Origin of the sequence: Lentzea sp. NPDC004782 (assembly GCF_040609115.1) — a bacterium.
Lineage (GTDB): Bacteria > Actinomycetota > Actinomycetes > Mycobacteriales > Pseudonocardiaceae > Lentzea.
The window spans coordinates 1-12842 of record NZ_JBEXJN010000022.1; the positions used below are offsets into that span (position 1 = coordinate 1).

12 protein-coding genes are annotated in these 12842 nt (G+C 69.6%); 3 read left to right on the plus strand and 9 right to left on the minus strand.

All coding sequences use genetic code 11. The features are described 5' to 3' along the window. Positions 1–373: 373 nt before the first annotated feature. Positions 374–1402, minus strand: a complete 1029-nt coding sequence (locus ABZV40_RS20935) for an NADP-dependent oxidoreductase (RefSeq protein ID WP_355443783.1) — start codon at positions 1400–1402, stop codon at positions 374–376. 134 nt (positions 1403–1536) lie between these two features. Between ABZV40_RS20935 and ABZV40_RS20940 the strand changes: the two genes are divergently transcribed. Both ABZV40_RS20940 and ABZV40_RS20945 read left to right on the plus strand, forming a co-directional pair. Continuing rightward, positions 1537–2901, plus strand: coding sequence for a GMC family oxidoreductase N-terminal domain-containing protein (locus ABZV40_RS20940; RefSeq protein ID WP_355443786.1), 1365 nt, complete (start codon positions 1537–1539; stop codon positions 2899–2901). Then, complete coding sequence (locus ABZV40_RS20945; protein ID WP_355443789.1) at positions 2891–3481, plus strand: malonic semialdehyde reductase; 591 nt, start codon at positions 2891–2893, stop codon at positions 3479–3481. The genes ABZV40_RS20940 and ABZV40_RS20945 overlap by 11 nt, the downstream gene beginning before the upstream one ends. A 47-nt stretch (positions 3482–3528) precedes the next feature. Here the strand turns inward: ABZV40_RS20945 and ABZV40_RS20950 are convergent, their stop codons facing one another. From ABZV40_RS20950 to wrbA, 6 genes are all read right to left on the minus strand, one after another. Beyond that, positions 3529–4362: a superoxide dismutase gene (locus ABZV40_RS20950; protein ID WP_355443792.1), complete on the minus strand. Its 834-nt coding sequence runs from the start codon at positions 4360–4362 to the stop codon at positions 3529–3531. Positions 4363–4387: 25 nt separating this feature from the next. Continuing rightward, on the minus strand, positions 4388–5449 hold the full coding sequence (locus tag ABZV40_RS20955) for a winged helix DNA-binding domain-containing protein (protein WP_355443795.1): 1062 nt from the start codon (positions 5447–5449) through the stop codon (positions 4388–4390). Next, the gene (locus ABZV40_RS20960) at positions 5446–6561 is read right to left on the minus strand and encodes a winged helix DNA-binding domain-containing protein (protein WP_355443798.1); all 1116 of its coding nucleotides are present in this window, start codon (positions 6559–6561) and stop codon (positions 5446–5448) included. The genes ABZV40_RS20955 and ABZV40_RS20960 overlap by 4 nt, the downstream gene beginning before the upstream one ends. A gap of 40 nt (positions 6562–6601) precedes the next feature. After that, positions 6602–7420, minus strand: a complete 819-nt coding sequence (locus ABZV40_RS20965) for an SDR family oxidoreductase (protein WP_355443801.1) — start codon at positions 7418–7420, stop codon at positions 6602–6604. A gap of 79 nt (positions 7421–7499) precedes the next feature. Next, positions 7500–8522, minus strand: a complete 1023-nt coding sequence (locus ABZV40_RS20970) for a ketoacyl-ACP synthase III family protein (RefSeq protein ID WP_355443804.1) — start codon at positions 8520–8522, stop codon at positions 7500–7502. Beyond that, positions 8523–9110 carry an NAD(P)H:quinone oxidoreductase gene (gene wrbA / locus ABZV40_RS20975; RefSeq protein ID WP_355443807.1) on the minus strand — a complete coding sequence of 196 codons (588 nt, stop codon included), beginning with the start codon at positions 9108–9110 and terminating at the stop codon, positions 8523–8525. 111 nt (positions 9111–9221) lie between these two features. Between wrbA and ABZV40_RS20980 the strand changes: the two genes are divergently transcribed. After that, positions 9222–9827, plus strand: a complete 606-nt coding sequence (locus tag ABZV40_RS20980) for a response regulator transcription factor (protein WP_355443811.1) — start codon at positions 9222–9224, stop codon at positions 9825–9827. Positions 9828–9841: 14 nt separating this feature from the next. Here ABZV40_RS20980 and ABZV40_RS20985 read toward each other — a convergent pair whose 3' ends face one another. Both ABZV40_RS20985 and ABZV40_RS20990 read right to left on the minus strand, forming a co-directional pair. Further along, positions 9842–12067 carry a histidine kinase gene (locus tag ABZV40_RS20985; protein ID WP_355443814.1) on the minus strand — a complete coding sequence of 742 codons (2226 nt, stop codon included), beginning with the start codon at positions 12065–12067 and terminating at the stop codon, positions 9842–9844. A 126-nt stretch (positions 12068–12193) separates the two neighbouring features. Beyond that, entirely contained in the window at positions 12194–12835 is a 642-nt protein-coding gene (locus tag ABZV40_RS20990) for a hypothetical protein (protein WP_355443817.1), read from the minus strand. Positions 12836–12842: the final 7 nt, after the last annotated feature.

Here is a 12842-nt window from a genome sequence, read left to right on the forward strand (position 1 = left end):
GTTACGGGTCAAACGCGGATTCCGGGTACTTCAGCCCGAGCTGGGCACCCCGGCCAAGTCCCGTAAACCCTTCCGGCCAGGCCCCGGCCGCCCACACGGCCGCACCTCCACACCCGCGCCCCGCCACCCCGTCATCCGCAAACACCGCAGCTCACCCAAACCCAAGACACACAACAAGAAACGGGCCGCCGCTGACGCGGCGACCCGCCCCAAGGAACTCACCCCTGGTTAAAACACCAGGTGGATGAAGGCGCCCTTCATCCACCTGAGGTCGCGCGCTTGGTGCGGTACTTGCAGACGCCCTTTCCAGCAGGGTGGCACACGAGGAAGCCCCGGTCTCTCCTGGAGGCCGGGGCTTCCTCGTGACGGGCGTTCAGTCGTTCAGCTGGAGCACGACCGTGCCCGCGTACTTCTTGTCGAGCAACGCGATGAACGCCTCCGCCGCAGCCGCGACACCGCCCTTCACGACGGTGTGGGCGAACGAGATCCTGCCCTCGTTCAGCCAGCCCGCGAAGGTCTGGTTCCACGCCGCCAGCTGCTCCTCGGTGTCGAACGTGGCGAACCCGCGGAACGTCAGCTGCTTCGCGATCGCGCGCATCAGGGCCAGGCGCGGGTGGTCGCCGTCCGTGCCACCGATCTGGCCGCTGAGCGCGCCGCACAGGGCGAACCGGGCGCCGGGCCGGGCGTGCTCGACGGCGGCCTCGAACTGGTCGCCGCCGACGTTGTCGAAGCACACGGTGATCCCGTCGGGAGCGAGCTCGCGCAGCCGGTCCAGCACCGGGCCGTCGTGGTAGTCGAACGCCGCGTCGAAGCCCGCCTCGTTGATCAGGAAGTCGACCTTCTCCTTGCTGCCGGTGGAACCGATCACGAGCTTGGCGCCGCGGGCCTTCGCGATCTGACCCGCCAGCGAGCCGACCGCACCGGTCGCGCCGGAGACGAACACGACGTCACCCTCGCCGGCGCCGGCCATCTCGACGATGCCGCGCCACGCGGTCGGACCGTTGGCCAGGAAGTACTCCGCGCCGGGCAGCAGCGAGCGGTCGAGCTTCTTCACGCCGAACTCGGGGCTCACGACCGCCCACTCGCGCCAGCCGTTGTAGTGCAGCACGAAGGTGCCGACGGGCAGGCTTTCGTTGTTGGACACCACGACCGTGCCGACGGTGGTGCCCCACGGGGTCGCGCCGATCTCGTAGTTGGGGATCGGCAGACTGGTTTCGGCGTTCATCAGGTCGCGGTACACCGAACCGAGGAACATCCACTCGTTGCGCACGAGCACCTCGCCGTCGCCCGGCACCGGCGTCGGCACCTCGACCAGCTCGAAGTTCTCCTGGGTCAGCCGGTCCGCCGGACGCGAAACCAGGCGCAGCTCCCGCGACGTCGTCGGAATCGCTTCGGCGCTCATACGGATCTCCTTTGGACAGTCACAGTGGGGTCTTCACCGTCCCGGAGAACGGCTTTGCGTCCCTTGAGAGGAACCTGAGCCACCTCAAGGCACGCACGAGCGCGGTTGCAGGACGACCTGGCTGACTGGGAGCCATGGCAGACTTCGACGTCATCGTGGTCGGCAGCGGCTCGGCGGGCGGCGTTCTGGCGGCACGGCTGTCGGAGGACCCGTCCCGTCGCGTGCTGCTGCTCGAAGCCGGGCCGGACGACCCCGTCGCCGGCCCGATGCACAACTGGATGTACCGGTCCGAGCCGCAGATCGGCGGCGAGCCGCTGAACCTGCCGCGCGGCAGGATCGTCGGCGGGTGTTCCGCGGTCAACGCGTGCATCGCCCTGCGCGGCGCGCCTTCCGACTACGACGCGTGGCCCGATCCGTGGTCGTTCGACCTGGCGGTGCCGTACTTCGAGGCGGTGGAGTCGGTGGTGCCGATCCGCAGGCCCGCCGAGGACATGACGTCCACCAACCGGGCGTTCATCGAGACCGCCGTCTCCCTGGGAATCGACCGGGTCGAGGACCACAACGCGCCGGGGGCGATCGGTGCCGGGCCGGTGCCGTTGAACGAGATCGACGGCGTGCGGCAGAGCACCGCCGTCACCTACCTCGCGGCCGCGCGGTCCAGGGAGAACCTGACGATCCGGCCGAACTCGTTGGTGTGCAAGGTGCTCATCCGGGACGGCAGGGCCGTCGGCGTGGTGCTGCTCGGTGGTGAGACGGTGTCCGCCTCGACGGTCGTCGTCGCCGCGGGGGCGTACGGTTCGCCCGCCGTGCTGATGCGGTCCGGTGTCGGGCCCGCCACGGCGTTGTCGGCGCTGGGCATCTCCGTCGTCGCGGACCTGCCGGTGGGACTCCGGTTGCAGGACCACCCGCTCGTCACGGTGAAGCTGATGGGCCGCGGTCCCGCGCTGTACCAGGCCGTCGCGACGACGGACACCGGGTTGCAGTTCCTGCCCGGCACGCCGTCACCCGCCGAGACGACCGGTGCGAACCTGATCATCTCGGTGGCGCTGCTCAAGCCGTCGTCGCGCGGACGGGTGTGGCTGCGGTCGGCCGACCCGACCGACGCCCCGCACATCGACCTCGGCCTGCTCCGGTCCTACGAGGACAGGGCGCTGATGCGGTCCGGTGTGCGCGACCTGCTGCGCCTGATCGGCACCAAGCCGTTCGCGGAGGAGATCGACGGTCCGCCGCTCAACAGCCCGCCGGCCGACCTGTCCGACGACCAGGCCCTGGACCGGTGGATCTTCGCCAACGTCGGCACGTACCACCACGCGGTCGGCACGTGCGCGATGGGATCCGTCGTGTCGCCGGACGGACAGGTGCTCGGCGTGGACGGGCTGTGGGTCGCCGACGCGTCCGTCATGCCGGAAGTGCCTGCCGCCAACACGAATCTGCCCACCATGATGCTCGCGGAGCGCATCTCCGCGGTACTGATCGAGGAGTCGCGCCATGTCGCTTGAGCTGGACGCCGCCGCCCAGGACCTGCTGTTCAGGGAGGCCCGCACCGCCAACACGTTCTCGTCCGAACCGGTCTCCGACGAGACCGTGCAGGCCATCTACGACCTCGTCAAGTACGCGCCGACGTCGATGAACCAGCAGCCGCTGCGCATCGTGCTGGTCCGCTCCGACGACGCCCGCGAGCGCCTGGTCAAGACGATGTACGGACCGAACGGGGCGAAGGTCGCGCAGGCGCCGCTGGTCGCGATCCTGGCGGCGGACCTGGAGTTCCACGAGCTGATGCCGAAGCTGTTCCCGCACTTCCCCGAGGCCAAGGACATGTTCGCGGACCCGGTGATCCGCGAGGCGTCGGCGATCCAGAACGGCACGATGCAGGCCGCGTACTTCCTGCTCGGCGTCCGCGCCGCGGGCCTGTGCGCGGGCCCGATGATCGGGTTCGACGCCGACGCCGTGAACCGCGAGTTCTTCCCGGACGGCAAGCAGAAGGTGCTGCTGGTCATGAACATCGGCAAGCCCGGTGACAACGCCTGGTGGCCGCGGTCGCCGCGGCTGGAGTACGACGAGGTCGTGTCCGCCGCCTGATCGGCTGAACGAGGAAGGCCCCCGCTTCGGCGGGGGCCTTCCTCCTGCTATCTGGGCCGGGGGATCGCCACGGACGTGTACGACGTCTCCGGTGTGGCCTCCGTGGTGAACCTGCCGTTGATCACGTACAGCAGGTCGTCGTGCAGGGCGAGCGAGCTGGGGATGTCGAACCGCGGGTCGCTCACCCGCCGCAGCACCTTGCCCACGGTGCCCTCGTGGTTGAGCCGCACGAGCGCGACCTCGTTGCGCACGCCCATCGCCACGTACAGCAGGTCGCCGTCGAGCACCATGCCGTCGCAGTCCATCAGGTCCTCGCCGCCGAGGTCGACGCTCGTGGCGCGGCCGGTGGCGGTGTCCACGTGGAACAGTCCGCCGGTGTTGGACTGGTTGACGAGCAACGCCGTGCCGTCCGGGGTGCGGCAGATCCCGTTGGCGTTGAAGCCTTCCTCCAGGTAGTGGATGTCGCCGGTGAGCTCCAGGCGTTCGACCTGCTCCGGTTCCGGCAGTTCGCCGTTGCCGCCCAGCGGCAGCTTCCACAGCACCGGGATGACCGAGTCGGTGGCCCACGCCGCCGTCGGGGTGAGCGCGAAGTCGTTGACCAGGCCCGCGAGCGGGTAGGACGCCAGAGTGGCACCGGAGGCGGCGTGGATCACGTGGGCGTCGCCCGCGAAGCCGCCCGCGATGAACAGCCGGCCCCTCCGGTCGATCTTCACCCCGGCCGAGGCGGTGCCGGGTCCCGGGTGGATCACCCGGCCCTCGCCGGTGATCAGGTCCGCGCGGTAGATGGACCCGTCGGCCAGCGAACCGAAGTACGCGAACGGACCGGGCCCGATCGTCATCGACTCTGGCCGGAATCCGTCCGGCAGCGCGATCGTCGTCATACCGGCAAGAAAACCGCAGGGTGCTCTAGGTTTGCTCGAACACCACGGCGTGGTCGGCGTCCGGTGCGGTGAACTCCAGCAGCCGGTGGCCCTCGGCCTCGACCTCGGCGCCGTCGCGCTTGAGCAGCCGCCGGTAGGGCGCGATGAGCAGGGTGTTCTTCTCCATCTTCCAAGTGCCGCTGATGAACCCGTCGACGGTGAAGCTGCCACGCGTCGAAGAACCGTTGAAGCCGGCGGAGATGATCCTCGTGCGGTCGGCGTGCGACAGCGCGATGTTGTCGAACTCGGGCAAGAACCGCGGCGGCGCGGGGATGTCCTCGTCCGGCCTCGGCGCGTCCTCGTGGTCGAAGAGCGTGCGGCCGTTCTCGTCGATGAACCTGCGCAGCGGCAGCCGTTCGACCACCTCGGACAACCTCGTGAGTCCTGACCAGGTCTGCACGTCCTGGACGCTCGCCGGACCGAACGCTCCGAGGTAACGGGAAACCACCTCGGTGATCGACGGTGCCGGCAGGGATTCGGCGCCCAGCCAGGTGTTGAGGGTGGCGTGCGCCCCACGGCCCTGCGCAACGCCCCAGACGCCCCGTGGCGGGATCTGGACGAGCGGCACGAGCAGTTGCACCGCATAGGCCAGCGCGGTCGCCTGGTGGTCCGGCCAGCGCTCTTTGAGCAACTTGCCGAGATCCTCGCGGGTGCGCGGCTCTTCTTCGAGCAGTTCCCGACCGCGTTGTGCGAGTTCGGAAGGGTCGACGCCCTCGATCTGCTTCCCGTTGTAACCGGTGAAGTTCGTGCGGTCCAGCACTGGTTTCATCAACGGCCGCAAGAGAAGTGCGTCGCGGGCGCTCACAAGGTGGATGGTGCCCCTCATCAGCACGATGCGGACCGTTTCGCGGCTTTCCAGGGCCTGAGAGAGGTCGGCGTGCTGAAAACCGCTGACACGCGACCACAGGCCCACATAAGGCGACAGCGGGACCTGGGACTGCATGCCCAGCAGGTGTTCCACGACCTGCAGAGGGGTCCTGTCGGTGCGTTCCAGGAGGAACTGCCGGGCGAGCAGAGCCCGGTTGAGCTTCCGTGCGCTGAGCTTCACCCGACCACGAGCTCCCGCGTCGTCGCGTCCGGTGCGGCGAACCGCAGGACCCCGTCGGCTTCCTTCTCGACCGCCTTCAGATCCTTTTTGGACAGGGGCTTGAAGAGGGTGAGGGTCAGCGTCGCGGTCTTCTTCTGCTCCTTGAGCTTCCAGATCCCGCGCACGAACCCGTCGACCAGCAGCGTCGCCGCGATGCCCGCGCCCACGCAGACCTTCTTGCGGATGTCGTCGTCCATCACGCGGCTGCGGTCGAAGTGCGACACCATCAGGTTGTCGTACTCCGGCAGGAACCGCACGGGCGCCGGTGTGTCGCCGTCCGGCCGCGGCGCGCCCGGCAGGTCGTAGAGCTCCTGGCCGGTGTCCGCGGTGAGGACCTCCAGCTCGTCACCCATCTCCTTGAACACCTTGGCCATGAACGTGAGCCCGCTGAACGCCTGGAGGTCCTTCACGGTGGCCGGTCCGAACGCGGCGAGGTAGCGGCGCACCAGCCGTTTCGGGTCCGCCTCCTTCGCGAACTTCCCGTCGACGAACGGTTCCGCGAGCGTCGACGGCACCGACCCGCCCTTGCCCCACGGCGGCACGTGCACCAGCGGCACGAGGTACTGCACGGAATAGGCCAGCGACAACGGATCGCGGCCGGGGAACCGCTCGCTCATCGCCTCGCGCAGCTGAACCTGGGTGAGAGCCTTGCCGTTCAGCAGCTTGCGGCCGTGCGCGGCGATCTCGCCGAGGTCCAGGCCCTGGGTCTCGCGGCCGAAGAAGCCCTTCTGGGCGCGGTCCAGCACCGGCTGGAGCAACGGCCGCAGCCACAACAGGTCCGGTGTGGTCACGAGGTGCATGGTGTAGCGCATGAGCGACGACCGCACGATCTGCCGGTCGAGGATGAGCTTCGACAGCTCGTCGCGGTCGAAGTCCTCCAAACGCGCCCACAACCCGATGTAGGGCGGGAACGGCAGCTGCGCCTGCAGCCCGACGAGCTGCTCGGTGGCTTCGAGCACGCTCAGGTCGTGGCGGCGCAACAGCAGTTGGCGCGCGAGCGTTGCTCGGTTGATCGCGCGGCGGTCGAGCACGGTGATGGCCTTTCGGGTCAAACGCGTGAATGCGGCCGTCACCGGAGGTTACCGGTGACGACCGCTGAGGTGACGGTGCTGATCAGGCCGCGTTGCCTTCGAGGCGGGAGCGGAACCACGACATGAACAGGTGGTCGGTGCCCGCCGTGAGGTCCTGGCCGCCGTCGATCGTGATGATCTGGCCGGTGACCCAGGAGCTCGCGGGGCTGGCGAGCAGGGTGATCCACGGGGTGATGTCCTCGACCGTGCCGGTGCGGCCCAGCGGCATGATGTCCGCCAGCGTCGCGAAGATCGCGTCGGTCTCCTCCTCGTTGAGGCCGTTGGCCGCGTAGACCTCGGTGCGCACGCCGGCCGGGGCGACGGCGTTGACCCGGATGCCGAGCGGTGCGAGCTCACGGGCCCACGTCAGCGTGAGGCTGTGGATGCCGGCCTTGCTGGCCGCGTACAGGGCGGCGCCGGGCTCGGGGTTGTGGCCCGCGACCGACGAGACGAAGACGATGTTGCCACCCGGCTTGGAAAGGTACTGGTACAGCGCACCGGTGAGGCGGACCGGGCCGAGCAGGTTGATGTTGAGCAGCTCGTTGCTGGCCTTCTCGTCGAAGTACTCGGCGAGCGTGTTGCGGAAGATGCCGGCGTTGTGCACGAGCACGTCCAGCTTGCCGCCGTTGGTCTCCACGGCGTCCGCCACCGCCTGCGCGCCCTCGGCCGTGGTGACGTCCGCGGCGACCGGGACGATGTTCGGGTGCAGCTCGGCGACCTCGTCCAGGCGCTCCTTGCGGCGGCCGGTGATGATCACGCTGGCAGCGCCCAGCTTCGCGAACTCGACGGCCGCGTGCTTGCCGATCCCGGTGCCACCACCGGTGACGACGACTCGCTGGCCTTCAAACGGCTGGTCGGACATGGTCAGGGTTCCTTTCGAAAAGCCACCGGGTGTCGCCTACATCCAGCCAAAACTGTCTGGGATCCCGCTTGAACCGCGCTCAGGCCGCCCAGGACGGCTTCGCGTCGATCTCGACGACCGCGCAGCCCCAGCTGTAGCCCGCGCCGACGCCGAACAGCACCACCCGCTGGCCCGGACGGGCTTTTCCGGTGTCGACGAGGTGGCCGAGCCCCGCGAACTGGTCGCCCGCGCCGAGGTGCCCGACCGTGCGGCTCCACTCCCACGTGGTCCGGGCGGGGTCGATGTCGTAGGGCCGCAGGTAGTTCACGTCCAGCCGGCGCCTGCCGAAGTGCGGCAGCACCACCCAGTCCGCGTCGCCGAGCTTCATGTCCGCGTCGGCCAGTGCTTCGTCGACCGCCGCGGCCTGGCCGGCGTTCGCCCGGTTGATGCCGAAGGACAGCCCGAACTTCCTGGCGAACGCGTGCTTGGCGGCCTCGAAGTCCACCGGCATGCGGTGCTCGAACGGTGCGAGCCCCATCGGTTCGTCGCCGCGGTGCAACGGCTCCAGGTCCGAATCCGCGTTGATGGCCAATGAAAGCAACCGCGCGTACCCGCCGCGCCGGGACAGCACGACGGCGCTCGCCCCGTCCGCGTAAGGGGTTCCGGGATCGGTGCGCCACCTGTCGATGCCGGGCAGGCAGAACCGGTCGGCCGTGGTCAGCAGAGCGTCGCGACCGGGGCTCAGGTACCGCACGGCGAGATCCAGCGCGGCCATGCCACCGTTGGACATCTGCCTGATCTCCAGCGCGAGGCAGCTGTTGCGGACGGTCTCGCGCTGGATGTAGCTGCCGACCGGCCACAGGTCCTGGCCCTGGTGGTAGGTCGTGGCGTGCAGGATCAGCTCGACGTCCTCGCCGGTGCTGCCGGCCCGCGCGAGTGCCTGCCGGGCGGCCTTGACGCCCATCTCGGCGGCCGACTCCTCGGGCGAGTACGCGACGCTGACGACGTCCGTGCGCGCCACCAGCTTCGGTTCGCACTCGCCGGAGTCGATCGCGTCCCGCACGTTCAGCGTCGCGGGGAGGCGGATCCCGTTGCCCCGCACGTAGATGCCGTCGACGCGCACTCAGGCCTCCTTCAGCGCACGGGCGACGCGCACGACCCGTTCGGCCTGCACGCGGGCGGACTGCAACGCGATCTCGCTCACGGGCTTGTTGTCCGAGCCGAGCACGTGGGAGGTGCCGTAGGGGTTCTCGTTCAGCCCCGGCGGCACGATGATCCCGCCGAAGTGGCACACCATGTTGTAGATCGAGACGAGCGTGGTCTCCATACCGCCGTGCGTGCTGCCGCCCGACGTGAAAGCGCTGTACACCTTGTGCACCAGCCGGCCCTGGAACCACGCGGGCCCCAGCGTGTCGATGAACTGCTTGAGCTGGGCGGAGATGTTGCCGAACCGCGTGGGCGTCCCGAACAGGACCGCGTCGGCCCACAGGACGTCCTCGACCTGGGCGACGGGAACGTCCTCGGTGGCCGCGAGGTGGTCGGCCCACGCCTGCCTCGACTCCACGGCGGCGCGTGGCGCGAGTTCGGCCGCCCTGACGAGCCTGACCTCGGCACCCGCCTTCTCCGCCGTCTCGGCGATCTCGGTGGCGATGCGGTGGATCGTCCCGGTGGACGAGTAGTAGACGACGGTGACGTTGACGCTGCGTTCCATGGCGGGATCCCTTTCGCAAGGCAGGTCCCCACCACCGTTGCCGGTACACCTCGACGCGGCGTCGAGCGCGGCCTGAACGCCGGACGATATTGTGTCGGCCGGAGGGGCGCGATGATCAGGGTTCTGCTGGCCGAGGACATGCACATGGTGCGCGGTGCCCTCATCGCGCTGCTCAACCTCGAACCGGACATCGAGGTCGTCGCCGAGGTGAGCTCGGGGGACAAGATCGTTCCCACGGCGCGGCAGCTGATGCCGGACGTCGCGGTGATCGACATCGACCTGCCGATCCTCGACGGCCTCACCGCCGCCGCGAAGATCCGCGAGACGATGCCGTCGGTCCGCACGCTGATGCTCACCTCGCTCGGCAGGCCGGGCACGTTGCGCAAGGCGCTGGCGGCCCGCGTGGACGGCTTCCTGCTCAAGGACGCCCCGCCCAACCAGCTCGCCGACGCGATCCGCGACGTGGCCGCCGGCAAACGGGTGGTCGACGCGCAGCTGGCGCTCGCCGCGTGGGACCGGGGTGAGTGCCCGCTGACGGACCGGGAGCTGGAGGTCCTGCGGCTGGCCGCGGCCGGTTCGGACGCGCCGGAGATCGCGGTCGCCCTGTCGCTGTCGACCGGGACCGTCCGCAACTACATGACGACGATCATCACCAAGCTGAACGGCCGCAACCGCGTCGACGCGATCCGCATCGCCGAGGAAGCCGGTTGGCTCTAGTGCCGGTCACGGCACTAGAGCGGGATCTCGGCGTGCAGCCGGAACGTCCGCTCCGCCGTCGGACCGGCGTCGAGACTGCCACCGAGCGCGGACACGCGGGTGGTGAGGTTGCCGATGCCGCTGCCGCTGCGCGAGTCCCGGTCCGACGGTGCAAGCCCGTCGTTGATGATGTCCATCGTCACCAGCTGCGGTGAACTGGACAGCACGATCTCGCAGCGCTCGGCCTTGCTGTGCCGCAGCAGGTTCGTCACGCCCTCCCGCAACACCGTCGCCAGCGTCACCCGCACGTCCGTGGGCAGCTCCTCGCACGCGTCGATCCGCATGGTCACGTCGATGTCGGCGGCGGACAGCAGCGCCTGCGCCGACTGGGTCTCCTCGTTCAGCGACAGCTCGCGGTAGCTCGACGCCACCGACCGCACGTCCGCCAGTGCCTGCCGGGAGATGTCCAGCACCTCGGTGAGCTCCTGCCGCCCGCGGTCGGGGTCGATCGTGACCAGCCGGTGGGTGAGCTCGCTCTTCAGCGTGATCGCCGAGAGGCTGTACCCGAGCAGGTCGTGCAGGTCGCGCGCGAACCGCAGCCGCTCCTGCGTCACCGCCGCCGTCGCGAGCTCCTCGCGTGCCTCGTGCAGCTCGACCACCATGGACCGCAGCCGCGTCAACGCGTACAGCACCAGGCCGTGGTTCATCGCGGCCATCACGCCGTAGGCGATGTCGACCGCGGGATAGCCGAACGTGGCCTGGATGACGCCCTGGCCCGCGACGACCGCCGCGAACCCCGCCCACCCGAACCACCGGGGCAGGATCAGCGCCGCGGAGCCGGCGAGGAAGCCCGGCACACCGCCGAGGTTCGGGTTGTGGAACAGGAACTGGGGCACGTAGACGCAGACCGCGAGCCCCGCCAGCGCCGCGTGGCCGAGCGCGGGGTTCGTCCGGACGCGCGGGTGGCTCACGACACCCAGCACCAGCAGTGCGGTCACCGCGCTGCTCACCGCGGCCGAGGCGAACGCGGCCGACCCGACGGGGACGCTGTAGGTCGCCAGCGCCGTCGCCATCACGCCGTACCCGATCACCACCGCGGTCAGCAGGACCTGCGCGAACCGCGTGGGGATCGACGGGCCGAACGGGCGGGGGCCGCTGGCCGGCTGTTCGGGTGCCGGATCGGCCGGTACCTCGGCGTGCAGCCGGTAGGTGCCGTCCGGGTAGGCCTTCGCGAGCAGGGAACCGCCGATGGCGCTGGTGCGCGTGGCGAGGTTGGTGAGGCCGCTGCCGTGGTCTCCGCTGACCTCGGCGGGGGTGCCGTCGTTGACGATGTCGATCGACACCGTCCGGCCCTTGCCGCTGACGGTGATCGAGCAGCGGGTGGCCTTGCTGTGCCGCAGCAGGTTCGTCACGCCCTCGCGCAGCACCGTCGCGAGGACGGTCCGGGACCGCGGGGAGAGCTCGGCGTGGTCCGCTTCGATCGTGGCCGCGACTCCGGCGGCGGTCAGCACGGACCGCGCCGAGTTGATCTCGTCGGTCAGCGACAGCTCGCGGTAGCTCGACGCGACCGCACGAACGTCCGTCAACGCCTCGCGGGCGATGCCGAGGATCTCCGTCAGCTCGCGCACCGCGCGGTCGGTGTGGTCACCGATCAGCTTGCGGGCGAGCTCCACCTTGAGCGTGATCGCGGACAGGCTGAACCCGAGCAGGTCGTGCACGTCACGGGCGAACCGCAGCCTCTCCTGCGACACCGCGAGGTCGGCGAGCTCCGACCGGGCGCTCTCCAGCTGGTAGACCTGCGAGGGCAGCCGGGACAGACCGTAGACGACCAGGCCGGCGACCAGCGTCGCCGCCATCGAGTAGGCCAGCACTCCGAGCGTGATGCCGGAGGTGACCTTGGTCGCGGCGTTGGCCATCGCCACCCCGGCGAACACGAACCACCGCACGCGGCCGGGCAGCACCAGCAGTGCGCTGCCCGCGAGGAAACCGGGCATGCCACCCCACGCGTAGGCGAAGAACGGCACCGGCGCGAACACCAGCAACGCCATCGCGCCCAGCGCCAGATACGCCTTGGCGGACCGCACGTTCGCGCTCGGCCGGGAGAACACCCGCAACTGCAGGTACCCGATCGCGAGCAGGCAGGCCAGCGAGCTCACGATCCGCACGGGTGTGGCGCCGGCCTGCACCACGTAGATGAAGGCGTTGCCGAGGTAGTTGGCGAACACCACGCTGATCACGACGTACGCCAAGCGACGGGACACCGATGAGCGTTCCTGTCGCATTGTCACAGCAGCTCCCACGCGAGGGTCGGGACGCGGCCATGATACGGGCGCTTCCTGGGAAGTCCCGTGTTTTGCGATCCTCGTTCGGAGCAACATGACGACGTCTCAACACCTCGCGACGACGAGCTGCGCACCGGCGAGGTAGGCGACGACGTCCGCGACCAGCGTCCTGCTGATCTGCAACGACTCCGCGATCTGCGCGATCGTGGTCTCGCCTTCGAGCAACATCTTCGCGATCTCCGTCGCGGGCGCGCTGTGCAGGATCACCTGGTACTGCTGACCTGGGCACGTCAGCGCCTGGTCGCCGTTCAGCCGCTCGATCTCGGTGCCCGGCCGCATGCAGACGATCTCCTCGTCCTCGACGTGCGGCAACGTGAACACGGCGTCACCGGTCACCGCCACGACCGACAGGATCGGCCCGGCACCGTCGTCGAGGCCGAGTGACGGCACGACGCAGCCACCCAGCTGGTCGAGGGTGTTCTTGAGCCTGCGCCAGACCAGGCACGGCCCGCTGCCGGCCTTCCAGCGCACGAAGTTCTCGTGCAACGCGGAGATGTTCTCCAGCGCGACGGGGCCGAGGCTCATGCGGTGCAACGCCTCCCGCACGACCGGGCTGGGGTCGGTGAGCTCGATCGCGCCCCACCTGCCGTGCACGGTCAGGTGCTCGGCGCCCTCGTCGATGAAGGCGTCCTCCAGCAACGACCACAGCGGGCGTCCCGTCGGGATGTGCGACTGGGCGGGCACCACGGCGCCT